At 66.1% G+C, this 23,104-nt stretch carries 25 protein-coding genes and 1 riboswitch; of the genes, 18 read left to right on the top strand and 7 right to left on the bottom strand.

All coding sequences use genetic code 11. From position 1 onward, the window contains the following. The first annotated feature begins 19 nt into the window (after positions 1-19). The 10 genes from ribD (at position 20) to VGN46_RS01160 (ending at position 8,496) form a co-directional block, all read left to right on the top strand. Positions 20-1,084, top strand: coding sequence for a bifunctional diaminohydroxyphosphoribosylaminopyrimidine deaminase/5-amino-6-(5-phosphoribosylamino)uracil reductase RibD (gene ribD / locus VGN46_RS01205; protein ID WP_414675193.1), 1,065 nt, complete (start codon positions 20-22; stop codon positions 1,082-1,084). Further along, complete coding sequence (locus VGN46_RS01200) at positions 1,081-2,046, top strand: Gfo/Idh/MocA family oxidoreductase (RefSeq protein ID WP_331639741.1); 966 nt, start codon at positions 1,081-1,083, stop codon at positions 2,044-2,046. The genes ribD and VGN46_RS01200 overlap by 4 nt, the downstream gene beginning before the upstream one ends. 112 nt (positions 2,047-2,158) lie before the next feature. Further along, positions 2,159-2,309, top strand: a riboswitch (FMN riboswitch). Between the two features lie 75 nt (positions 2,310-2,384). Further along, a complete protein-coding gene (locus tag VGN46_RS01195) occupies positions 2,385-3,026 on the top strand; it encodes a riboflavin synthase (RefSeq protein ID WP_331639739.1) in 642 nt (213 codons plus the stop codon). A gap of 15 nt (positions 3,027-3,041) precedes the next feature. Then, positions 3,042-4,133, top strand: coding sequence for a bifunctional 3,4-dihydroxy-2-butanone-4-phosphate synthase/GTP cyclohydrolase II (ribBA, locus tag VGN46_RS01190; RefSeq protein WP_331639737.1), 1,092 nt, complete (start codon positions 3,042-3,044; stop codon positions 4,131-4,133). 10 nt (positions 4,134-4,143) lie between these two features. Then, positions 4,144-5,076 (top strand): muramoyltetrapeptide carboxypeptidase, encoded by a 933-nt coding sequence (gene ldcA / locus VGN46_RS01185; protein ID WP_331639735.1) that lies wholly within the window; start codon positions 4,144-4,146, stop codon positions 5,074-5,076. 44 nt (positions 5,077-5,120) lie between these two features. Continuing rightward, the gene (ribE, locus tag VGN46_RS01180) at positions 5,121-5,588 is read left to right on the top strand and encodes a 6,7-dimethyl-8-ribityllumazine synthase (RefSeq protein ID WP_331639733.1); all 468 of its coding nucleotides are present in this window, start codon (positions 5,121-5,123) and stop codon (positions 5,586-5,588) included. Further along, positions 5,585-6,034 carry a transcription antitermination factor NusB gene (gene nusB, locus VGN46_RS01175; protein WP_331639732.1) on the top strand — a complete coding sequence of 150 codons (450 nt, stop codon included), beginning with the start codon at positions 5,585-5,587 and terminating at the stop codon, positions 6,032-6,034. Before ribE ends, nusB begins: the two co-directional genes overlap by 4 nt. Positions 6,035-6,070: 36 nt before the next feature. Beyond that, entirely contained in the window at positions 6,071-7,021 is a 951-nt protein-coding gene (thiL, locus tag VGN46_RS01170; RefSeq protein ID WP_331639730.1) for a thiamine-phosphate kinase, read from the top strand. Next, positions 7,018-7,521: a phosphatidylglycerophosphatase A gene (locus tag VGN46_RS01165; RefSeq protein WP_331639728.1), complete on the top strand. Its 504-nt coding sequence runs from the start codon at positions 7,018-7,020 to the stop codon at positions 7,519-7,521. Before thiL ends, VGN46_RS01165 begins: the two co-directional genes overlap by 4 nt. A 9-nt stretch (positions 7,522-7,530) precedes the next feature. After that, positions 7,531-8,496 carry an aldo/keto reductase gene (locus VGN46_RS01160; RefSeq protein WP_331639726.1) on the top strand — a complete coding sequence of 322 codons (966 nt, stop codon included), beginning with the start codon at positions 7,531-7,533 and terminating at the stop codon, positions 8,494-8,496. Positions 8,497-8,637: 141 nt separating this feature from the next. On the opposite strand, the gene VGN46_RS01155 is transcribed toward VGN46_RS01160, so the two are convergent. Next, entirely contained in the window at positions 8,638-9,372 is a 735-nt protein-coding gene (locus VGN46_RS01155) for a 16S rRNA (uracil(1498)-N(3))-methyltransferase (RefSeq protein WP_331639724.1), read from the bottom strand. Positions 9,373-9,453: 81 nt separating this feature from the next. On the opposite strand from VGN46_RS01155, the gene VGN46_RS01150 reads away from it, so the two are divergent. Beyond that, on the top strand, positions 9,454-10,080 hold the full coding sequence (locus VGN46_RS01150) for a 2-hydroxychromene-2-carboxylate isomerase (RefSeq protein WP_331639722.1): 627 nt from the start codon (positions 9,454-9,456) through the stop codon (positions 10,078-10,080). On the opposite strand, the gene VGN46_RS01145 is transcribed toward VGN46_RS01150, so the two are convergent. Then, positions 10,077-11,447 (bottom strand): adenosylmethionine--8-amino-7-oxononanoate transaminase, encoded by a 1,371-nt coding sequence (locus VGN46_RS01145; protein ID WP_331639719.1) that lies wholly within the window; start codon positions 11,445-11,447, stop codon positions 10,077-10,079. The two genes, VGN46_RS01150 and VGN46_RS01145, sit on opposite strands and share 4 nt — an antisense overlap. Before the next feature lie 55 nt (positions 11,448-11,502). On the opposite strand from VGN46_RS01145, the gene gspN reads away from it, so the two are divergent. The 5 genes from gspN to mazG are packed head-to-tail and all read left to right on the top strand — an operon-like array spanning position 11,503 to position 15,222. Next, on the top strand, positions 11,503-12,276 hold the full coding sequence (gene gspN, locus VGN46_RS01140; protein WP_331639717.1) for a type II secretion system protein N: 774 nt from the start codon (positions 11,503-11,505) through the stop codon (positions 12,274-12,276). Beyond that, the gene (locus VGN46_RS01135; protein ID WP_331639715.1) at positions 12,273-13,058 is read left to right on the top strand and encodes an inositol monophosphatase family protein; all 786 of its coding nucleotides are present in this window, start codon (positions 12,273-12,275) and stop codon (positions 13,056-13,058) included. Before gspN ends, VGN46_RS01135 begins: the two co-directional genes overlap by 4 nt. Further along, on the top strand, positions 13,058-13,615 hold the full coding sequence (gene nudE / locus VGN46_RS01130; RefSeq protein ID WP_331639713.1) for an ADP compounds hydrolase NudE: 558 nt from the start codon (positions 13,058-13,060) through the stop codon (positions 13,613-13,615). Before VGN46_RS01135 ends, nudE begins: the two co-directional genes overlap by 1 nt. Before the next feature lie 2 nt (positions 13,616-13,617). Next, complete coding sequence (gene cysQ, locus VGN46_RS01125) at positions 13,618-14,427, top strand: 3'(2'),5'-bisphosphate nucleotidase CysQ (protein WP_414675192.1); 810 nt, start codon at positions 13,618-13,620, stop codon at positions 14,425-14,427. A 3-nt stretch (positions 14,428-14,430) separates the two neighbouring features. Then, complete coding sequence (gene mazG / locus VGN46_RS01120; RefSeq protein ID WP_331639709.1) at positions 14,431-15,222, top strand: nucleoside triphosphate pyrophosphohydrolase; 792 nt, start codon at positions 14,431-14,433, stop codon at positions 15,220-15,222. 90 nt (positions 15,223-15,312) lie between these two features. On the opposite strand, the gene VGN46_RS01115 is transcribed toward mazG, so the two are convergent. Then, positions 15,313-15,828 (bottom strand): hypothetical protein, encoded by a 516-nt coding sequence (locus tag VGN46_RS01115; protein ID WP_331639706.1) that lies wholly within the window; start codon positions 15,826-15,828, stop codon positions 15,313-15,315. Between the two features lie 169 nt (positions 15,829-15,997). Here VGN46_RS01115 and VGN46_RS01110 point away from each other — a divergent pair, with 169 nt between their 5' ends. Together VGN46_RS01110 and VGN46_RS01105 are read left to right on the top strand one after the other, a co-directional pair. Further along, the gene (locus VGN46_RS01110) at positions 15,998-16,774 is read left to right on the top strand and encodes a DUF4097 family beta strand repeat-containing protein (RefSeq protein ID WP_331639704.1); all 777 of its coding nucleotides are present in this window, start codon (positions 15,998-16,000) and stop codon (positions 16,772-16,774) included. 170 nt (positions 16,775-16,944) lie between these two features. Then, positions 16,945-18,048 (top strand): SLC13 family permease, encoded by a 1,104-nt coding sequence (locus VGN46_RS01105; protein WP_331639702.1) that lies wholly within the window; start codon positions 16,945-16,947, stop codon positions 18,046-18,048. A 72-nt stretch (positions 18,049-18,120) separates the two neighbouring features. Here VGN46_RS01105 and VGN46_RS01100 read toward each other — a convergent pair whose 3' ends face one another. The 4 genes from VGN46_RS01100 to VGN46_RS01085 form a co-directional block, all read right to left on the bottom strand. Beyond that, a complete protein-coding gene (locus VGN46_RS01100; RefSeq protein WP_331639701.1) occupies positions 18,121-19,404 on the bottom strand; it encodes a polyhydroxyalkanoate depolymerase in 1,284 nt (427 codons plus the stop codon). Positions 19,405-19,488: 84 nt separating this feature from the next. Then, positions 19,489-20,253: a class I SAM-dependent methyltransferase gene (locus VGN46_RS01095; RefSeq protein ID WP_331639699.1), complete on the bottom strand. Its 765-nt coding sequence runs from the start codon at positions 20,251-20,253 to the stop codon at positions 19,489-19,491. Positions 20,254-20,280: 27 nt separating this feature from the next. After that, the gene (locus VGN46_RS01090; RefSeq protein WP_331639697.1) at positions 20,281-22,557 is read right to left on the bottom strand and encodes a xanthine dehydrogenase family protein molybdopterin-binding subunit; all 2,277 of its coding nucleotides are present in this window, start codon (positions 22,555-22,557) and stop codon (positions 20,281-20,283) included. After that, positions 22,554-22,967, bottom strand: coding sequence for a (2Fe-2S)-binding protein (locus tag VGN46_RS01085; protein ID WP_331639777.1), 414 nt, complete (start codon positions 22,965-22,967; stop codon positions 22,554-22,556). Before VGN46_RS01085 ends, VGN46_RS01090 begins: the two co-directional genes overlap by 4 nt. Positions 22,968-23,104: the final 137 nt, after the last annotated feature.

Raw genomic sequence — 23,104 nt, 5'->3', positions numbered from 1 at the left:
CGCCATGGACCATGTGCACATGGCCCATGCGCTGCGTCTTGCCGAACGCGGCATGTTCTCCACGCAACCGAATCCCCGTGTTGGCTGTGTCATCGCCCGCGGCGAGACCGTGCTCGGCACGGGCTGGCACCCGAAGGCCGGTGAACCTCACGCGGAAGTGTTCGCCCTGCGCGAGGCCGGTGACGCGGCGCGTGGTGCCACGGCTTATGTCACGCTGGAGCCGTGTGCCCACCACGGCCGCACGCCGCCCTGCGCCGATGCGCTGATCGCGGCCGGCGTCGACCGCGTCGTCATCGCCCACGAAGATCCGTTCACCCAGGTCGATGGCAAGGGCATCGAGAAGCTCCGCGAGGCGGGCATCCTCGTGCGCGTGGGCCTGATGCGCGATGCCGCGCACGAACTCAATATCGGGTTTTTCAGCCGCATACAGCGCGGCCGCCCCTGGGTGCGGATCAAGCTCGCCATGAGCCTTGATGGCCGCACCGCGCTGGCGGATGGTTCATCGAAATGGATCACTGGAGAGGCGGCGCGCGCTGATGGACACCGCTGGCGCGCGCGTGCCTCCGCCATTCTTTCCGGGAGCGGCACGGTCCTCGCCGATGACCCTAGCCTCACCGTGCGCCTGCCCGGCGCCGGGCCGTTCGTGCCGCCCCTGCGCGCCATCCTTGATACCCACCTGCGCACGCCGACGGGGTATCACGTGCTCGACGCCAGCGCACCCACCGTCTTGCTGCATGCTTCCGACGCCGTGGTGCCTGCGCATCTGCAGGATGTACAGCGTGCAGTGATCCGCAGTGAGGAAGGTAAAGGCCTCGATCTGCGCGCTGCGTTGCACTGGCTCGCGGAGCACGATGTGAATGAGGTGCATGTCGAGGCGGGCCCGGTGCTTTGTGGCGCGTTGCTTGCCGCGGGCCTCGCCGACGAACTGCTGATTTACGTCGCACCGGTTCTGCTCGGCCATACCGGCCGACCCATGCTTCACCTGCCGCCGCTGGACGACATGGCCTCGCGCTGGAAGCTCAACACGATCGATCGCCGCCAGGTGGGTGACGATACCCGCCTGCTGATGCGGCCCGCCGCATGAATCGCGTGCGCTGGGGCATCATCGGCTGCGGCGCCGTGACGGAAGTGAAAAGCGGTCCGGCCTTTGCGAAGGTGCCGGGGTCGGCGCTGGTCGCCGTCATGCGCCGCGATGGCGACAAGGCGCGCGACTACGCGCAGCGGCATGGCGTGCCGCGCTGGTACGACGATGCCGGCCAGCTCATCGCGGATCCTGGTGTGGATGCGGTCTACATCGCCACGCCACCGTCCAGCCACCGCGATTACGCGTTGCGAGCCATCGCTGCGGGCAAGCCGGTTTACATCGAGAAGCCGATGGCGATGAACCACCGTGAGTGCCTCGATATCGTCGAGGCGGGCAGGGCGGCGAACGTCCCGGTGTTCGTGGCGTACTACCGCCGCGCGCTGCCGCGTTTCACCACGATCGCCCGCCTGCTGCGCGAAGGTGTGATCGGCACACCGCGTTTCGTCAACGTCGTGCTGCATCACCCATTTGAAAAGGTTTACCAGGATCCGGCAAACCTGCCGTGGCGGGTTCAGCCCGAGCTCTCGGGTGGTGGCATCTTCGTCGACCTCGCCAGCCATACGCTCGATATCCTGGATTTCCTGCTGGGGCCGATGGTCGAGGTGCGCGGCATGGCGCGGAACCAGCTAGGTGCCTACCCGGCGGAAGACGCGGTGGCCATGGCCTTTGCCTTCGGAAACGGCATGCTCGGCACCGGCTTATGGAACTTCGGCGCCGACCGCCGCGAGGATCGCGTCGAAATCGTCGGCGACCGCGGCCGTTTGGTCTTCGCCACTTTCGGCGACGGCCCGATCCGCGTCGAGGCCGACGGCGTGGTCGACAACCTTTCCATCGACAACCCGGCACACATCCAGCAACCGTTGATCACCGCGATGGTCGATGCCCTGCTGGGGCGGGGCGAATGCCCATCCACCGGCGAAACTGCCGCCCGCACCAGTTGGGTAATGGATCAGGTCCTGTAGGAGCGCGCTTGCGCGCGATGGGTCTAGCCGCATCGGCGATCGCGCGCAAGCGCGCTCCTACGGGGGTTGCGTCGGGTGGGGTGGGCCCCATGTTATGCTTCGCAACACATTCAAGCGTCTTCAGGGCGGGGTGTAACTCCCCACCGGCGGTAGGTTTCTTCACGGAAACGAGCCCGCGAGCGCTCCCGGCACCCGCCGGGAGGTCAGCAGATCCGGTCCAAATCCGGAGCCGACGGTCATAGTCCGGATGAAAGAAGACGGCTCCATGCGCTCCTCGCGGGGCGCGTGGCGTCATGCGCCTTGGGACGTTTTTCGCCAACCTAGCGGGAAACGCCAACATGTTCACCGGCATCATCCAGGCTGTCGGCCGCATCAAGCGGCTGGAACCGCGCGGCGGCGATGTCCGCCTCGTGGTCGACACCACCTCCCTCGACATGGCTGATGTCGCCCTGGGCGATAGCATCGCCGTGTCCGGCGTATGCCTCACCGTCATTGAATTCGACGCCGCCAGCTTCGCTGCCGATGTCTCCAACGAGACCCTGGCGATGACCTCGCTGGGCAAGCACAAGGCCGGCGACGCAGTGAACCTGGAGAAAGCCCTGCGCCTGGCCGATCGCCTCGGTGGTCACCTGGTTTCCGGGCATGTCGACGGCACCGGCAAGGTCGTTTCGGTCGTACCCGATGGCCGTTCGCTGCGCTGGACCTTCGAGGTGCCGCGCGATCTGGCCCGCTATATCGCCCACAAGGGGTCGGTTTGCATCGACGGCACCAGCCTTACGGTGAACGAAGTGGATGGCACGCGTTTCGGCGTGAACCTTATCCCCCACACGGTGGAACACACGACGTTCGCCGCGCGCCGGCCGGGCGATAGCGTGAACATCGAGGTCGACGTGGTCGCGCGCTATGTGGAGCGCCTGCTCTCCAGTGGCGGCGCACCGCGGCTCGACGAAGGTTTCCTCAAAGAACACGGCTTCGCCTGACGGGATCGCATGACCATGGCATTCAATACCATCCCCGAGATCGTCGAAGACCTGCGCAATGGCCGCATGGTCATCATCGTGGACGACGAAGACCGCGAGAACGAAGGCGATATCGTCATGGCCGCCGAAAAGGTGCGGCCGGAAGACGTGAACTTCATGGTCCGCGAAGCACGCGGCCTGTTGTGCCTCACGCTCACCGAGCAGCGCACCCGCCAGCTTGGCCTGAAGCCGATGGTCGCGGACAACAACTCGCCGTACCACACCAACTTCACCGTCTCGATCGAGGCGGCCGAAGGCGTCACGACGGGTATTTCCGCGCACGACCGCGCGCGCACCGTACAGGTCGCCGTAGCGAAGGATGCGAAGCCCGCCGACATCACCATGCCGGGCCACGTCTTTCCGCTGACCGCCCAACCGGGTGGCGTGTTGACCCGTGCCGGGCATACCGAAGCCGGTTGCGACCTCGCGGCGATGGCCGGCCTCGAGCCCGCTGCGGCGATTATCGAAGTGCTGCACGATGATGGCTCCATGGCGCGCCGCCCGGAGCTGGAGGCCTTTGCGGCGAAGCATGGCCTGAAGATCGGCACCATCGCCGACCTCATCCGCTATCGCCTCGAAACCGAGAAGACCGTCGAGCGTGTGTTCGAGGACGACGTCGAGACCGAATTCGGGCCGTTCCACCTGGTGGCCTACCGCGATGCGATCCGCAGCGGCCTGCATTTCGCGTTATCGCGTGGCGACATCGCGGATGGCGAGCCGGTGCTGACCCGCGTCCATGTGCGTAACACGCTCTCCGACGTGCTGCACCTGAAGCGCGAAGACCTCGGCCAGACCGTGACCGAGGCGTTGCGCCGGCTTGCCGATGAAGGCCGCGGCGTGCTCCTGGTGCTGTCTGGCGAAGACACGCCAGATGCGCTTCTGGCTCGCCTGCGTGGCGACAAGCAGCCGATCCCGGCGCTCAAGGATGACCAGGAGTGGCGTCAGCTCGGCCTCGGTGCGCAGATGCTCGCCGATCTCGGCGTGAAGCGCCTGCGGGTCATCGGCACGCCCAGGAAATTCGTTGGCATTTCAGGCTTCGGCCTTGAAGTGGTGGAGCAGGACAGCTAAACCTGAGCCCATGCCTAGCTCCTACGATATTCGCCTGATCGCCCCCGCCGGCTATCCCCATAACCCCGAAGCCATGCACGCTGGCATCGCCCGCCTCGAAGGAGCGGGGCACCGCGTGCACGGCAAGGATGTGCTGACCCGGCGTGACCTCCGCTTTGCCGGCACCGATGCCCAGCGGGCGGGCGACCTCAACGCGCTGGCGGACCCTTCGCAGTCGCTGCCCGATATCGCCCTGGCGATCCGTGGCGGCTATGGTGCGCATCCGATCCTGCCGCTGCTGGATTACGACGGTTTACGCGCGCGCCTGGTCGGCGCTCCGCTGGCTCTGGTCGGGCACAGCGATTTCACGGCCCTGCAGTGTGCGCTACTGGCCCGCAGCGGCCTGCCCACCCTGGGCGGTCCGATGCTCGGTCCCGATTTCGGTGCCCCTGAGCTGGATAGCCTCACCTGGGAGCATTTCTGGACAACGCTGGCCAGCGATGAAGGCCTCGCGGTCTGGCAAACGCCGGACTCGCTGGCCCTCCCTGTGGAAGGCACGATCTGGGGCGGCAACCTGGCCATGCTTAGCGGCCTGGTCGGTTCCGACTACTTCCCCCGGGTCGAGGGCGGCATTCTCTTTATCGAAGACATCGCGGAACCGCCGTTCCGGGTCGAGCGGATGCTCTACCACCTGCTTCACGCCGGGGTGCTGGGCCGCCAGAAGGCCTTGCTGATCGGTGATTTCACCAGCTGCCGCGTCGCCGAGTACGACAACGGCTATGACCTGGCCATGGCCTTCGAACGGATCGGCGCGGCGGCGGGTATTCCGCTGGTTCGCGGCCTGCCGTTCGGCCACGGCCCGGCCAAGTTCACCCTACCGTTTGGGGTGCAAGGACGGCTCAGCGTCGTCGATGGCCGCGCCGAGCTGGCTTTCAACGGCCACCCGCGCCCCAAAACCCCGTAAAATAACCGGCCGCCCGGCGGCCACCCGCCCCACAGGACCCCACCATGAAGATCATCGAAGGCGATTTCGCCACCCCCAAGGGCCGTTTCGCCATCGTCGCCGGCCGCTTCAACTCGTTCGTCGTCGAGCCACTGGTTGAAGGCGCACGTGACGCGCTGGTCCGCCACGGCGTGAAGGACGACGCGATCGACCTGATCCGCGTGCCAGGCGCCTGGGAAATCGCGCAGGCTGCCTACAAGGTCGCTGGCTCCGGCAAGTACGCCGCCGTGATCGGCCTGGGTGCGGTGATCCGCGGCTCCACGCCGCATTTCGATTACGTTGCTGGCGAAGCTGCCAAGGGCCTCGGCCAGGCCGCGTACACTTCGGGCGTGCCGGTGTCGTTCGGCGTGCTCACCACCGATAGCATCGAGCAGGCTATCGAGCGTGCCGGCACCAAGGCAGGCAACAAGGGCGTGGACGCGGCCATGGTCGCGATCGAAATGGTTAACCTCTACACGAAGCTGGGCAAATGACTAACACTCCTCCGCACGGTATCGACCTGGCTGCGCGTTCCCGCGCCCGCCGCCGTGCCCTGCAGGCGCTTTACGCGTGGCAGGTGGGCGGCGCGAAGATGGGTAACGTCATCGAGCAGTTCCGCCACGAGCAGGATATGCAGGTGGCCGACCAGGAGTACTTCGAAGACCTGCTCCGTGGCGTCGAAAAGCACGTCGCTGAGCTGGATGAAGGCATCAAGCCGTTCGTGGATCGCGATGTGGCACAGATCGATCCGATCGAGCGCGCGGCACTACGCATGGGCGCCTACGAGCTGAAGTACCGCCCGGACGTGCCTTATCGCGTGGTGATCAACGAAGCCGTGGAAGCCACCAAGCGCTTCGGTGCCGACCATGGCCACAGCTATGTGAACGGTGTTCTCGACAAACTCGCGACGCATTGGCGTACGGCCGAGAAGCGATCCTGATCTTCCGCGCGTTTCGTGCGCGCTGATGGAGCACGCATGGAATTCGACCTGATCGAACGCATCCGCCGGCACACCGACGTCCACCGTGACGACGTGGTGACCGGCATCGGCGATGACGCCGCTGTCGTCGCCGTGCCCGCCGGGCGTGAACTGGCGATCGCCGTGGATACCCTGGTCGAGGGTATCCATTTTCCCGCAGGCACCGCGGCCGCCGATATCGGCTGGAAGGCGCTTGCGGTGAACCTTTCCGATCTGGCCGCGATGGGCGCCACGCCTGCCTGGGCACTGTTGGCGCTCACGCTGCCAGCGCCTGATGAAGCCTTTATCGACGGCCTTGCCCGCGGCTTCGCCGAACTCGCCACGCCGTTCCGGCTGGCGTTGATTGGTGGCGACACCACCCGCGGTCCACTGACCGTCACCGTCACCGTGCATGGCTTCACCTCGCCCGGTCAGGCCCTGCTGCGCTCCGGCGCGCGGGTGGGTGATGTGGTGATGGTGACGGGGACCCTGGGTGATGCGGCCGCTGGCTTGCGGTGCCTTTCTGAAACGGATGCCTCGCCCTATGCCGGCCTGATTGACCGCCTGAACCGGCCGACCCCGCGCGTCGCGGCAGGCCAGGCCCTGCGCGGCATCGCCACGGCATGCATCGATGTCTCCGACGGCCTCGTCGCCGACCTCGGCCATATCTGCAAGCAGAGCCGGGTAGGGGCGGAAATCGACGCGGCCTTGTTGCCGCGTTCGTCCGCCATGCTCACCCATTTCCACGACACCGACGCGATTGACTTCGCCCTGGCCGGCGGCGATGACTACGAACTGTGCTTTACCGTGCCCGCTGAAAAGGCCAGCGAGATCGCCGCGGATCTCGCCCGACTCGGTTGTGGCGCCACGCGCATCGGCCGCGTGGTCGAAGGCGAGGGCGTCCGTGTGATCGATGCCACGGGCGCGACGCGCACGCCGACCCACGCGGGCTGGAATCACTTCGCATGAGCACCAAGTACGTGCTTGATGCAGAAGATCGCCGCCGCCTGCTTGCGACGCCGGCCGGGTGGCTGGCTACGGGCTTCGGCTCCGGCCTGGCACCCAAGGCGCAAGGTACCTTTGGTTCGCTGGCTGCGATCGTCCCGTGGCTATTACTGCACACCCTGGCCCCGTGGGCATGGCTGCTGGTCATCGCTGTATCGTTCGCCGTGGGCGTATGGGCGTGCAACGTGGCCGGGCGGATCATCGGCGTGGACGATCATCGCAGCCTGGTCTGGGATGAGTTCGTCGGCCTGTGGATCGCGTTGTTGCCCGCGCTGGTCGTGCCTGCGTGGTGGTGCATCGTGCTTGGCTTCGCCCTGTTTCGCCTGTTCGATGTGTGGAAGCCGTGGCCGATCGCCTGGTTCGACCGTCGCGTGAAGGGTGGCCTCGGCGTCATGCTCGACGACGTCATCGCAGGCCTCTTCGCCGCTATCGTCCTGCACCTTATCCAGCTCATCGTTCTTTAGGAGAACACCATGGAATACCGTCGCCTCGGCGCCACCGGCCTCAAGCTGTCGGCGCTGTCGTATGGCGCGTGGGTGACGTTTGGCCGCCAGGTCGGACGCTCCGCCGCGCGCGAACTCATCGCGCTGGCGTATGACCACGGCGTCAACTTCTTCGATAACGCCGAGACCTACAACGCAGGTGATGCCGAACGTCTGATGGGCGATGTCATCGCCGACCTGCGCTTGCCGCGCGATGCCTACTGCGTGTCGAGCAAGGTGTACTTCGGCGCCGTGACGGATCCGAAGCCCACCCAGCGCGGCCTGTCGCGCAAGCATGTGTTCGATGCCTGCCATCAGGCGCTGGAGCGCTTGCGCGTCGACTATCTCGACCTCTACTTCTGCCATCGCCCCGATCCTGACACGCCGGTGATCGAAACCGTGTGGGCGATGGATACGCTGGTCCGCCAGGGCAAGGTGCTCTACTGGGGTACCAGCGAATGGCCGGTGGAGCTGATTGAAGAAGCGCATCGCGTCGCGCGGGAAAATCATCTCGTCGCACCCTCCATGGAGCAGCCGCAGTACAACCTGCTGCATCGCGACCGCTTTGAACGCGAGTACGCACCGCTGTATCGCGAGCATGGCATGGGCACCACGATCTGGTCGCCGCTCGCCTCCGGTTTGCTCACGGGCAAGTACAACGAAGGCATCCCCGATGATTCGCGCCTGGGTCACGCCGACTACGCATGGCTGCGCGATGCGTTGCTAGATAACGGTGGTGCGCAACTGAAGACGGTACGTGCACTCGCGCCCATCGCCGAAGAACTCGACATCCCGCTCGCGCGGATGTCGCTGGCCTGGTGCCTGAAAAACCCCAACGTCTCGACAGTGATCCTCGGCGCAAGCAAGACCCACCAGCTCGAAGAAAACCTGAAGGCACTCGATGCCGTGCCGTTGCTGACCGACGCCGTCATGGCAAGCATCAACGCGGCGCTATAACCCGATCGCGCGCAAGCGCGCTCCTACAGGAGGCTACGCAGGTCTTGAACGCGGCGCTCTACCCGGTCGCGCGCAAGCGCGCTCCTACAGGAGGCTACGCAGGTCTTGTGTAGGAGCGCGCTTGCGCGCGATCGGGTTCCCTCAAACGTCCCCGTAAAGCGCTTGCAGCATCGCGATAGCCGCGAGGCCTGCAGTTTCGGTGCGCAGGATCCGCGGGCCGAGCTTCAACCCGATAAACGCGGCGCTGGCCAACGCTGTCCGATCACGCTCGCCAAAGCCACCTTCGGGCCCAATGGCGATGATGGCCGAACTCGTGAGCGCGAGCTCGGAGGGGCGTTTGCTGCCCTCAGGCAACAACGCCAGCCGCATCGGCCCACCTTCACCCAAGGAGCCCAGCCACGCGTTAAGCGGCACCGCCGGGTCGATGACTGGCACCACGGCACGCCCCGACTGCTCGCATGCACTCGCCGCGACGGCGCGCCAATGCAGAAGGCGCTTCTCCGCACGCGCTGCATCCAGCTTCACTTCCGAGCGCTCGGTGATCAGCGGCACGATGCGGGTGATGCCCAGCTCGGTCGCCTTCTGCACGATCAGATCCATTTTCTCGCCGCGCGCCACGCCCTGGGCCAGGGTCAACGACAGCGGCGATTCGTTCGTGAGCGCCCGGCCTTCGCCGACCTCGGCCACGACTTCGCGCTTGCCGACGGCGGCTAGCGTGGCGTCGAACTCCATGGGGGCATCGCCGGCGAACAGCACCACCGGGTCGCCGGGCTGCATGCGCAGGACGCGCGCCACGTGCTCGCCGGCCTGGGCGGGAAGCACGATCTGCTGGCCGGGGGCCAGCGGCTGGTCGACATGGATTCGGATGGTGCGCATGCTGGGCCCTGTGTCACGGAACATCCATTGTACCGGGCTGCGCGGGCGGCTATCGTCGGCGCGTTGCGAAGGAGCCTATGCATGCCGATCGCCTGGTATTTCGATTTCGTCTCGCCGTTCTGCTGGCTGCAGTGGCCAGCGATCCGCGAACTTACCGCCACCCGTGAGGTGGTGTTGCGGCCGATCCTGTTTGGTGCGCTGCTCAAGCAGATGAACCATCTGGGGCCGGCGGAAATCCCCTGCAAACGCGAGTTTACGTACCGTTACGCGCTGTGGCGGGCGAGGCAGGCGGGCATGCCGCTGCGTTTCCCGCCGACCCACCCGTTCAACCCCTTGCCTGCGCTGCGTCTGTGCGTGGCCGCCGGCAGCACGGTGGAGGTGGTCGGTGCCATCTACGAATGGATCTGGGCGCATGGCCGCGCGGCCGATACCCCGGAAGCGCTGGCTCCGCTCGCCGCATCGTTCGGGATCACCGACCTGCGCGAGGCCTTGTCGGCCCCGACAGTAAAAGCCGAACTCCAGGTTAATTTCGAGCAGGGTATGCAAGACCGGCTCTACGGGGTGCCGACCCTGGCGATTGGCGGCGAACTGTTCTGGGGTGCCGATGCGCATGACTTCGCCATGGCCTATCTGGACAACCCCGGCATGTTCGCCGAGGGCGAGATGGCTCGCCTGGGCGAGCTGCCGGTAGGCGTCTCGCGGATCTAGGCGATCGCCCGGGCGATACCTGCGATAGCCGTATCGACCATGAAGTCGATCTCGTCTTCGCGGATGACGTAGGGCGGCATGAAGTACACGATATTCCCAAGCGGGCGCAGCAGCGCGCCGTTCTCCAGCCCATGCGTATACACGCGAAGTCCGCGCCGTTCGTGGGCGGGGAAGGGCTTGCGCGTCGCCTTGTCGGCCACGAGTTCGATGGCGGCGATCATGCCGGTCTGGCGTACATCGGCGACGTTGGGGTGATCGCGCAAGGGCGCGATGCGTGATGCCATGTGCGTCGCAAGCACGCGATTGCGCTCCAGCACGGGGTCCTCGCGGAAGATCTTCAGCGTTGCCGTCGCGGCGCGGCAGGCCAGCGGATTGCCGGTATAGCTATGTGAGTGCAGGAAGGCCTTGCCGGCCGCGTACTCCGCGTAAAACGCCTGGTAGATGTCCTGCGTGGTCACCACCGCCGACAACGGCATGAAACCGCCGGTAAGCCCCTTCGACAGGCACATGAAGTCGGGTGATACGCCGGCCTGTTCGCACGCGAACAGCGTGCCGGTACGGCCAAAACCGACCGCGATCTCATCGGCGATGAAATGTACGTTGAACTCATTGCACAAGGCGCGCAGGCCGGTGAGGTAGGAGGCGTCGTACATGCGCATGCCGCCGGCGCATTGCACCAGCGGCTCCACGATGACCGCGCAGGTTTCATGCGCGTGCCGCTCCAGGATCGTGCGCATCTCGCCGAGGCGACGCGTGGCGACCTCGACCGGCGACTCGCCCGGTTCGCCTTCGTAGGTATCCGGCGAGGGCGCGAGTTCTGGCGTGAGCAACAGCGGCGCGTACGTTTTGCGGTAGAGCGCGACATCGCTGACGGACAACGCGCCCAGTGTTTCGCCGTGGTAGCTGCCGGTCAGGGCGATGAAGCGGGTCTTCTCACCATGGCCGCGGTTGAGCCAGTAGTGGAAGCTCATCTTCAGCGCCACTTCGATCGCGGCCGAACCGTTGTCAGCCAGGAAGACGCGTTCCAGCCCAGGCGGGGTGATCCGGACGAGTTCCTCAGCCAGTTCCACGGCCGGCTCGTGGGTGAACCCAGCGAAGATCACATGCTCCAGCCGGTCCAGCTGGTCCTTCAGGGCGCCGGCGATGCGCGGCTCGGCATGGCCGAACAGGTTGGTCCACCAGGAACTTACGGCATCGAGGTAGCGGCGCCCATCCGTGCCAACCAGCCACGCCCCTTCGCCGCGCGCGACGGGTACCATGGGTAGGGTTTCGTGATCGTGCATCTGGGTGCACGGGTGCCAGAGGACGGAAAGGTCACGCGTTACCAGTGTGTCGGCGGCCTGGGTGGCGAAAAGGGCATCAGTCATCCGCCCATGATCCCCCCGCCGCGCCGCGTCCTCAAGTTTTCCAAGAGGTGATGGATTGAAGTGGTTACGCCGGATCGGCCTGCTTGTCCTGGTGCTGGCGCTTGCTGCCGGTGTCTTCTACTGGTTCCTGCCTGCCAGCGTGGCGGTGCCGTTCGTGGTGCGACGCGCCCGTGGCCTGGTGCTGGATGACCTTTCGGGAACCGTCTGGGATGGCCGCGCGGGGCGCGTGATGACCCGCGAGGGGCTGGACCTGGGCGTCGTGACCTGGAAGCTCGGCCGTGACGTGATCCTGGGGCGCACCCACCTGGATATCCACCTGGATGGACGCGCGGCCCGCTTCAACGGGCACATGGAGCGCACCGAAGCCGACCGCGTGCAGTGGCGCGATGTTGACTTCCGCGTCGACGCTGCGGCCCTCTCCGGTCCGGGCCTGCCGCGTGAGCTGGTCCCGGTGGGCGTGGTCGAAGGCAAGGTGCCGGAAGCCGATCTGCAAGGGAACTGGCCGCTGGCGCTCGAGGCGGACGTGAACTGGCGCGCGGCGGCGGTGAAGACCCCCGAGGGCCATGTCACCCTGGGCGGCCTCGCATTCAAGGCGCATTCGGCCGCCGGCGTCCTGCGCGCCACGCTGGCGGATGACGGCGACGGTTCGCTGGCGGTGGACGCCCGCGTGGCCGCCTCACCGCTGGGCTGGCGGCTGGATGGCGCGCTGGTACCGCGCATCCGCGACACCGCGCTGACCCATCTCATCGCCCGCTTCGGTCCCGTGCGGCCGGACGGTTCCGTTTCCCTGGCCCGCAAGGCCGGGCTCGCACCGGCAACCTCGCCATGACCGATACGCTCGACAAGGCCCTCTCCGCCGCCCGCGATGCTGCGGGTGCGGCGGCCGAGATCATCCAGCACTACTGGCGCGCCGGCGTTGATGTGATCACCAAGGGCGATGACACGCCGGTGACGGTCGCCGATCGTGAAAGCGAACTGGCCATCCGCGAGATCCTGTCGCGCGCCTTGCCCGAAGCCGGTATCTACGGCGAGGAATACGGCGCCGATGACATCACCCGTGAATGGCTATGGCTGGTCGATCCGCTCGATGGCACCAAGAGCTTCGTGCGCCGGACACCGTTCTTTTCCACGCAGATCGCGCTCATGCATCGCGGCGAGCTGGTCCTGGGCGTATCGTCCGCGCCGATCTACGGTGAGCGCATGTGGGCGGTGAAGGGGCGCGGCGCCTGGCTCGATGGCGAGCGAGTGCAGGTTGCCGATACCTCCACGTTTTCCCGGGCGGTGATCTCCACCGGTAACGTGAAGACGCTCACGGCGGACGCGCGCTGGGAGGTCCTCGGACAGATGATCCGCGACAGCAACCGCATCCGCGGCTACGGTGATTTCTGCCATTACCACCTGCTGGCGCGCGGCGGCGTAGACCTGGTGGTCGAATCCGACCTCAACATCCTGGATATCGCGCCACTCGCGGTGATCGTCCGCGAGGCTGGCGGCGTGTTCACTCAGCTCGATGGCGGCCCGGTGGGCCTGGAGACCCGTGGCGTTCTCGCCGGCACCCCGGCGATTCACGCCGAAGCGCTCGAACGGTTCCGCGGCGTTACAATCGGCTGATGAACAAGCGCCCTACGATCCTCGCGACACGCGATGCCCCCGACAGCGCCCTCCGCAAGGCGGAGCAGGTGGATCTCGAATTCTCCAACGGCGAGCGCCGCACCTACGAACGCCTCAAGGGCAGTGGTTTCGGTGCGGTACTGATCGTGGCCATGCGTGATCCCGAAACCGTATTGCTGGTGCGCGAATACGGCGTTGGCGTCGATCGCTACGAGCTGGGCGTGCCCAAGGGCCGCCTCGATCGCGATGAAACGACCGAGCAGGGCGCCGACCGCGAACTGAAGGAGGAAGTGGGTTATGGCGCACGCAAGCTGAAGATCCTGGGCACGCTTTCGCTATCGCCTTCGTACATGACCCATCTGGCGCACGTCGTGCTCGCGGAGGATCTGTATCCCGAACGCTTGCAGGGCGATGAGCCGGAGGAGCTTGAAGTGGTGCCCTGGCGCATGGACAAGCTGCATGAGCTGATTGCGCGCGACGATGTCACCGAGGGCCGTTCCATCGCCGCCCTGTTCATGGCCCGCGAGTATCTCGCTGGCCGCTATCAACCCGCGTGACCGTGCCGCGTCCGCAGGCGTGCCTGGAAGAGGTCTGCGCGATCGCGCGCGAGGCTGCCGATGCCATCCTCGTGGTCTACGCGCAGGATTTCGAGATCGTCCAGAAGGCGGATGCATCGCCGGTCACCACGGCCGACCTGGCCGCGCAGGCGGTGATAGCGCACCGCCTACAGGAGATCACACCGGGCGTCCCGGTGATCTCGGAAGAAGCGTTGGCCGCACCCTGGGCGGAACGCCGCACCTGGCGCCGCTACTGGCTGGTCGATCCGCTGGATGGCACGCGCGAGTTCATCAAGCGCAATGGCGAGTTCACCGTGAACATCGCGCTGATCGAAGATCACCGCAGCGTGCTGGGCGTGGTGCTCGCGCCCGTCACGGGCGATCTTTATGCCGCGGCGCAGGGGCAGGGCGCATGGCGCCAGCAGGGCGTCGGCGCCGTGCGTGAGCCGATCAAAACGCGCCGCGCGGAGGGTCTGCTTCGCGTCACCGGTAGCCGTTCGCATGCGGGGGTACGCGCCGCGACCTTGCTGGATCGCCTTGGCGAGCATGAGACCTTCGCACTGGGCTCCTCGCTGAAGTTTTGCGTCATCGCCCGCGGCGATGCCGATGTCTACCTGCGCCTGGGTGCCACGTCCGAATGGGACACGGCTGCCGCGCAGTGCGTGCTGGAAGAAGCGGGTGGCGCGTTACTGGACCTGGCGGGCCGCCCGTTCCGCTACAACACGCGCGATTCACTGATCAATCCTGAATTCATCGCCTGCGGCGACACCAGCATCGACTGGACGGCGCGGCTCATCGACCCGGAACCCTGACGCATGGCCCGACCCATCGATGACCTCATCGCGATCATGGCGCGCCTGCGCGATCCGGATAACGGTTGCCCCTGGGACGTGAGGCAGACCTTCGCCACGATCGCGCCTTACACCATCGAAGAAGCGTACGAGGTGGCCGATGCGATCGACCGCCACGATATGCATGACCTGCGCGATGAGCTGGGCGACCTGCTTCTCCAGGTCGTCTTCCATGCACGCATGGCCGAAGAGGCGGGCGAGTTCGCATTCGCCGACGTGGTCGCCGCGATTTGCGACAAGATGGAGCGTCGCCACCCGCATGTGTTCGCTGACGTCACGCATGAAAGCGACGCGGCACGCTCGCGTGACTGGGATCGCTTGAAAGCGGAAGAGCGCAAGGCGAAGGGTGGCGAAGACCACAGTGCACTCGCTGGCATTTCACGCGGCCTGCCGGAATGGCAGCGCGCGGTGAAACTGCAGAAGCGCGCCGCGAACACGGGGTTCGACTGGCCCGACCACCGGCCTGTGCTCGACAAGCTCGCCGAAGAACTCGACGAAGTGCGCCACGAGTTCGATACGGGTGCCGATGAAGACCGTTTAGCCGATGAGATCGGCGATGTGCTGTTTGTCGCCGCAAACCTGGCGCGCCATGCGAAGGTCGATGTATCCCGCGCGTTGCGCGGTGCGAACCAGAAATTCGAACGCCGCTTCCGTGGCATGGAAGCCATCGCCGAAAGCGCCGGCCGCACGCTGTCGTCGTATTCGCTGGAAGAGCAAGAAGCCCTCTGGCGCAGCGTCAAAAAAAACGAACTGTAGGAGCGCGCTTGCGCGCGATTCAAGGTCGCGAACAAATCCGGCATCGCCGTTTCGTTGGCTTATCGCGTGCAAGCACGCTCCTACAAGGTGTTACTTGGCGTCGGCACGCTGCTGCATGCGCGCCTTGAACGCTTCCATCTCCTGGTGACGCTTGGTGTCGTTGGCCAGGCTTTCGTCGAGGCTCTTCTTCATCGTGGCGATGGCACCGTCGACGTTGGTCGGGGCCATCTGGGCGCGCGCCAGGTGACGGTAAGCGTAGTCACGGACCATCGGATTCTGCGACTTGGCCAGCACGTCGTTGTACAGCGCCGGCAGCTCCTTCTGGCGGCCGCTCATGATGTACAGGCGCTCGAGACCACGCAGGTCACCAATCACACCGCTCATCTCATGGCCACGGCCGTGGCCCCAGCCGCCGCGGCCATGGTCGCCGCCGCGCTGGCCGGCGTGGCCCCACTTCGGGCCGCCGTCACGCTGCGGGCCTTGCTGGGTGGACTTGGTCGCCGTGGTGGCGGGGGTCTTGGGGGCGGCATCCTGCGCAATCGCAAGGGCGGCCGAACCGGCAAGGAGGAGGGAAGCGGCGCTAACGAGCAGGGTCTTGCGTTGCATAGGTTGTCTCTCCGGGTTGGGCTTGCATGGGGAAAAACGTGGCTCCCCGCTCCCGGTTGACGGGCCCGTTGCCGTACGGTCAGTTTCGTGTGAAAACGCGGGATGCAACCTTATGCACCCGGGCCGCATCTATGCCGGAATACCGCACTACCAACGGAGGGCACTACCCATGCGTCATCTCATCTTCGCCGCGCTGATGCTTGCGCCGCTGGCCGCCATGGCCGACGAACCGCAGTGCAAGTTCCACGCGGATCGCAACCTCGATCTCGACCTGGGCGGTGTTCGCCACATCCGCTTTGTCGCGAATTCCCACGACCTCAAGGTGGATGGCGCCGCCGGTGGCAAGCCATCCATCCAGGGGCGTGCCTGCGCCTCCACCCAGGAGGCGGCCGACAACCTGGTCGTCGTCCAGTCGAAGGAAGGCGATACCCTGGTCGTCGAGCTGAAGGACAAGCGCGAGGGCGGCTGGCACATGGGCTGGGGCAACAACTACTCCTACCTGAAGGTCGCCGCGAGCGTTCCGGGCAACCTGCCGATCGAGGTGAACGTGGGCTCGGGTGATGCCGAAGTGCGCAATGTGGCCTCGCTGGATAGCACGGCAGGCTCGGGTGACCTGGAAGTCGATGGTGTGCGTGGCGGCGTCAAGGCCAATGTCGGTTCGGGCGACGTCAAGATCGCGAACTCCGGCGCCGTGGAAGTCGGTAGCGTCGGCTCCGGCGACCTCACTGCGCGGAACATCACGGGCGGTGTCCGGATCGGTACCGTCGGCTCAGGCGACGCCAAGCTCACCGACATTACGGGTGATGTCGACGTGGGCACGATCGGCTCGGGCGACCTCGATGTCGATGGTGTGAAGGGCAACCTCAGCGTCCGCACCACCGGCAGCGGCGATGTGGACCACAAGGGCGTAACCGGTAAGGTCGACGTCCCCCGCAAGCGCGACTAACCCCGGCACCCCTCGGGCGAAACCGCCCTGTAGGAGCGCGCTTGCGCGCGATGGGTGCTCGCGACAAGCCCCCATCGCGCGCAAGCCCCCATCGCGCGCAAGCGCGCTCCTACAGATTCACGACACGTGGAACCGATATCATCCAGCTGACCCTCGGCTGGATAGTTCGGATGACATGGCTGCCCGAGTCGCTGCGTAGCCTTCGCCGCGACGTGTTCTTCCTCGTATTGCTTGGCGTGGCTATCGCTTTTGCGGTGGCCATGCCTTCACGCGTGCCCACCTGGCCATCGCTGGTCGACTGGCCGACCATCGCCGCGCTAACCGGCCTGCTCATCCTCACCAAAGCGGTAGAAGAAAGCGGTGCGCTGGCCCACGCCGGCCGCTGGCTGATCGACCGGACCTCGACCCGACGTCTTGCCGCGCTCGGCCTCGTGGCGGCGACGGCGCTGTTGTCGATGCTGCTTACCAATGACGTCTCGCTGTTCGTCATGGTCCCGTTGACCTTGAGCATGTGCCGTATTGCACGCATGCCAGCCACGCGCCTCGTGATCTTCGAAGCGCTCGCAGTGAATGCGGGGTCGATGCTTACGCCGATCGGCAACCCGCAGAACCTGTTCCTGTGGCAACAGTGGGGCATCGGCTTTGGCGGCTTCGTCTGGGCGATGTTGCCGGTGGTGGCGATCGCGCTGGGGTTGTTGCTGGCGCTGACGGCGGTCGCCTTCCCGACGACGCGGCTGGAAGTTCACGAGCATGTGGATAATCGCCTTGACCGCAGCATGCTCGTGGTGGCGGCCGTGCTCTACGTGCCGTTCCTGTTCCTCGCCGATGCACACCATGCCGCGTGGGGTCTGCTCGGCGTGGTCGTGGTGTTTGCGCTGTTCCGCCGCAAGGTCCTCGCTGCCATCGACTGGGGCCTTCTACTCACCTTCGTGCTGATGTTCATCGACCTGCGTATGCTCGCGGGGCTCGACATCATCAAGCGCTGGCTGGGCGTGCTCGACCTGCACCAGCCACTTCACCTGTTCGCTACGGGCGCGCTGGCCTCGCAGGTCGTGAGCAACGTGCCAGCGGCGATCCTGCTGGCGGAGTACTCACACGACTGGCGCACGCTGGCCTGGGCGGTAAATGTCGGCGGGTTCGGCTTCATCCTCGGTTCGCTGGCGAACCTGATCGCACTACGCCTCCTCGGCGAGAAAAAGGCGTGGGGCACCTTCCATCTCTGGTCGGTGCCGTTCTTCATCGTGATGGCCGCGGTCGGGGCGTTGCTCTTGTAGGAGCGCGCTTGCGCGCGATCGAGGGTTCGGTAAACACCCATCGCGCGCAAGCGCGCTCCTACAGGGTGGGGCTCAGGCCTTGCGGGTGCCCTTGGCGCCCGTGTTGCTGTTCCCCTTGTCGTGCTTCTTGATGAAGTCACGGACGTCCGGGTAGACCACATCGCGCCAGCGGCGGCCGCTGAAGATGCCGTAATGGCCGGCGCCTTCCACGGTGATGTGCTTCTTCAGCTTTTTCGCGATGCCCTTGCACAGGCCGTGCGCGGCTTCGGTCTGGCCGAGGCCGGAGATATCGTCGAGCTCGCCTTCGATGGTGAGCAGGGCGGTGCCCTTGATCTTCGCCGGTTGAACAAGCTCGCCATGGACTTCCCACGTACCCTTCGGCAGGCGGTGTTCCTGGAACACGGTTTCGATGGTGTCGAGGTAGTACTCCGCCGGCATGTCGAGCACGGCGTTGTACTCGTCGTAGAACTTGCGGTGTGCCTCAGCGTCGTCGAGGTCACCCTTGCGCAGGTTCTCGTAGAAATCCCAATGCGACATGACATGCCGGCTCGGGTTCATGGACAGGAAGCCAGCGTGCTGCAGGAAGCCGGGATACACATCGCGCCCCGCGCCCGGATACTGGTACGGCACCTTGTGGATCAGCTGGTTGCGGAACCACGACAGCGGCCGCGTCGTGGCGAGGTTGTCGACGCTGGTAGGGCTCTTGCGCGTATCGATCGGGCCGCCCATCAAGGTGAGCGAGGCGGGCGTCGCTTCGCCGCGCGCGGCCATCAGCGACACCGCGGCCAGCACCGGCACGGTGGGCTGGCATACGGAGACCACGTGCGCGCGATGCACGCCGACATGGCGGATGAACTCTTCGATGTACGAGACATAGTCGGCCAGCGAGAACGAGCCCTGGTCCAGCGGGACCATGCGGGCGTCGGTCCAGTCGGTGATGTACACCTTGTGGTCGCGCAGCAGGGTGCGCACGGTATCGCGCAGCAGCGTGCTGTGGTGGCCGGAGAGCGGCGCGACGATTAGCACAGCCGGGTCGTGCTTCATCGCATCGACCGTCGCCTGGTCATCCGAGAAGCGCTTGAAGCGCTTCAGCGTGCAGAACGGCTTGCTCATGGCCACCTGCTCGACGATGGCCACGTCGTGCCCGTGGGCGTGCACGGTGTGGATATCGAATTCGGGCTTCTCGTAAGCCTTGCCCAGGCGGTACATGAGCTCGTACCCGGCAGCGGCGCGGTCGGCACCCGGCATGCGGGCAAACGGGCTGGCCAGGTCGCCAAACATCTTGGCGCCAGCTTCAGCCCAATACGACAGCGGGCTGAGCATGGAGCGCTGCCATTCGTGCATCAAATAGAGCATGCCGCTTCAATCCGGGTACGGGGAGGGTGGCGCATCATAACCAGTTGCGCCGCGCCATGTGTAAAGCCCCTGTTTTTGCTCGATTTAAACGTCGGCCTTGCGGCAGACCAGCAGAACTTCGTCCACCCCGGGGGCGGGGTCGAAGCCGGGTTTGAAGTCCAGCGGCTTCTGGAATCGCATGCCCAGCGGCATGAAGACCCGGTTGTACCACCACATGGCGCGAGCCCGGTGGTGGGTCAGGAAATACTGGCCCAGGTCCAGCAGCTTCGACGATTTCGGCTGCATGCCGTAGACGGCGCTGCGTTCAATGGTGAAGCCGTGGCGGGCGAGCAGGGCACGGATGGCCTCGGGCTCGTAGCGGCGGTAGTGGCCGACGAAGTCGTCAAAGGCCGTCCAGGCCTCTGGGTGCAGCGGCGTGGAGAGCAGCAGGCTGGCACCCGGGGCGGCCACGCGGGCGAGTTCGCCCAGGGCACCCTCGTCATCGACCACATGCTCGAGGATGTCGAAGGCACAGACGAAATCGAAGCTGCCATCGCGGAACGGCAGGGCGCCGATCATGGCGTTGGCCACTTTCGCACCGGCACGGCGCAGCTCGGCCAGCGCGGGACGGGACAGGTCGACGAACTGGGTATCGGCGAGCGGCAGGCGCGGCCGCAGGCCCGGCGCCACTTCCAGCCGGCGCGTGGTGCGCGCGGCGAGTTCGGCGACCAGTGGCCAGGTATTAAAACGCTCGGGCGCGCAGAGCTGCGCGTCGGCCCACAGGGCGTCGTAGAAGCGTTTGTTGCCGGCGATCAGGTCGGCGTCGGTGCGCGTTGGCGCGCTTCCCGAGGTGAACGATGCAGTGGACATGCGGAACCTCGGAAACCGTTCGGATAATTAGCGCAGGCGCGCGAGTTCGCGCAGCAGGGGCAGCCTGCGTACACGTACCGCGGTGGCCCGGAACACGGCGTTAGCGAGCGCCGGTGCTGCGGACGGTACGCCGATGACGCTGGCGCCGGTCGGCTCGGCCGTGGAAGCCACGATCACCGTCTCGACCTCGTAAGGCATGGGTTGGGTGGCCGCGATGGGGTAATCCTTAAAGCCTGTTTGCTGCACCTTACCGTCCTTCACCGTGATGGCCAGGTTGAGGGCGGTTGAAAGCGCGTCAATAGTGGCGCCTTCCAGCTGTGCCGCCAGGCCTAGCGGATTCACCGCGCGGCCCACGTCAGCCACGCAGACCACGCGATGGATATCGATGCCATCGGTCGTGGGCGCCACTTCAATGGCATGCGCGACGTAGGCGCCAAACACATAAGCGCAGGCGATGCCCAGTCCGTTCTCGCTGCGCAGCCAGCGGCTCCAGTCGAGCTTTTCGGCGGCGAGCTTGAGCACGTTGGCCATGCGCGCGGTGTCGACCGGGCCGCCACGGCCGTTGTAGGGCAACTGGCGTGCTTCGCCCAGCAGTTTCAGGCGGAAATCGAGCGGATTGGCCTGCACCGCGTGGGCCAGCTCATCGATGAAGCTTTCGCTGGCGAAGGTGGGTGTGACATGCGGCGAGCCGCGCCAGTCGCCGCGAGCGAGCAGCGAATCCAGCGGGTAGTAATCGCTGCGGAAATTAGGCACGAGGCCTGCAGGCAGCGCATCGGCGACCAACTCGGATTGCCACAGGCGATCCGGGGGGGTGGCGCGGCCCACCAGCGTCGACGGGCTGGCCATGCGCTGATGCCAGCCGACGATCGCCTTCTTGCGATCGAGCGATGCGTTCAGGCGGTGCACGGCGAACGGGCGGTAGTAATCGCGGGTGAGATCATCATCGCGCGTCCACAGCACACGCACGGCGCGGTTCTGGATCTCGGGCGGCTTCTTCGCCATCGCCACGGCCACGGCCTCGGCGATGTAATCGTGCTCAAGCCGGCGCCCAAAACCGCCGCCGCCGCGCGGCACGCGGATATCGATCTTGTCAGGGCCGAACCCGGTCATGCGCTGCACGATCGTGTACGCCTGGCGCGGCGATTGCGATGCCGCGACCACGGTGATCCGCGTATCGGGATCGAAGCGGACCAGGCAATTCGGCGTTTCCGCGGTGGCGTGCGCCACCCACGGTTGCACGTAGGTCGCCTCGAGGGCCCGCGCCGCCTTCTTGCGCGCCGTGGCGATATCGCCGTCGTCGCGCACGGTGGTGGGCGTCGCCGCATCGTCGTCGAATAGCGCGAGTGCCTTCTTTTCCAGTTCGCCGCTACCCGGTTCGCTGGTCTCGCCCGGCTTCCAGCTGGCCTTGAGCGCCTCGCGGCCCTTCAGGGCTGACCAGGTATCCACGGCGATCACAGCCAGCGCCCGCGCCTGTGCGGCCATACCGGGGAGCTGACCCTGCTCGGGGGTGATATCAATGATCGCGAACACGCCAGGCACCTTGCCCGCGGCGTCGCGGTCGGCGGCATCCAGTGTGCCACCGGGGTAAGGGCAGCGAGCCAGCACGGCCACGACGGGATCACCGATGCTTTCGTCGGCGGCATAGCGCAGCGTCCCGGTGACCACGGCGCGGGCATCGATATCGCCGGCCGGCTGGCCGATGAGCTTGTAGCGTTCCGGCGCCTTTACGGGCGGCGGGCTGGCGGGGGCATCGATGCTCGCTGCGGCGTTGGCGAGGTCGCCATAGGCGATGCGTCGGCCATCGGCCGCGACCGCCATGCCGCTTTCGCCGCGCAGCTGTTCTGCCGGCACGCCGAGGCGGCGCGCGGCGGCCTGCAACAACAGCCAGCGCGCGAGCGCGCCGGCCTGACGCAGGTCGGCCCAGGCGGCAGGGATGCTCGTGGCATCGCCGCTGCGCTGGCGACCGTAGGTGAATTTGGGTTCGCCGTTGCCCGGCTCCACGCCCAGGCCGAGGTACTCGACCACGACGCTGGACCAATCCGCATCGAGTTCGTCGGCAATGATCCGCGCGAGCGACGTGGCCGTGCCTTCGCCGTTATCCGGGTCGCGCACGCCGATGAAGACGCGGCCATCCTGCGCGATGCGCAGGTAGGGACCCATCTGCGACCAGGCATCGCCCAGCAGGCTGATCGGCACAGGCCGGTCAGCGGCTTCCACCGTGCCGATACCAATAATGAGGGCGCCCGCCGCACCGGCGGCGTACTGCATGAAGCGGCGGCGCGACAGGCGGATTTCGCCACTCATGCCTGCGTATCCTTCAGGCTGACGGCGGCGCGCTTGATCGCCTTGCGAATACGGCCATAGCTGCCGCAGCGACACAGGTTCCCGATCTTGTCGATATCCGCGTCGGAGGGATTCTTCTGACGATTGAGCAGATCCACCGCCGCCATGATCTGGCCCGGCTGGCAGAAGCCGCACATGATGGCGTCTTCGTCGATCCACGCTTGCTGCACGGGGTGCAGCGAACCATCCTTGCCGGACAGGCCCTCGACGGTGGTGACCCGCTTGCCGGCCATGCCTTCCATCTTCGTCTGGCAGCTGGCCACGGCCTTGCCATCGACGATGACCGTGCAGAAACCGCAATTGCCCTGGTCACACCCGTACTTGGCACCGGTGAGGCGGAGCACATCGCGCAGGTACCACAGCAACGGCATGGCCTTGTCGCCGGTGTGGCGATAGCGCTCATCGTTGACGATCAGGTCGATGCCTTCGCGTACGGGCTTGGGCGGCACCTCGGTGGCGCCCTGGGTCGGAACGGGTACGGGAGACGTCGGGCCTTGCTGTGCCATCT

It is taken from the genome of Luteibacter sp., from assembly GCF_036500425.1.
Classification (GTDB): Bacteria; Pseudomonadota; Gammaproteobacteria; order Xanthomonadales; family Rhodanobacteraceae; genus Luteibacter.
Note: the sequence above shows the minus strand (reverse complement) of the source record. Positions and strands in the feature narration are given on the sequence as shown.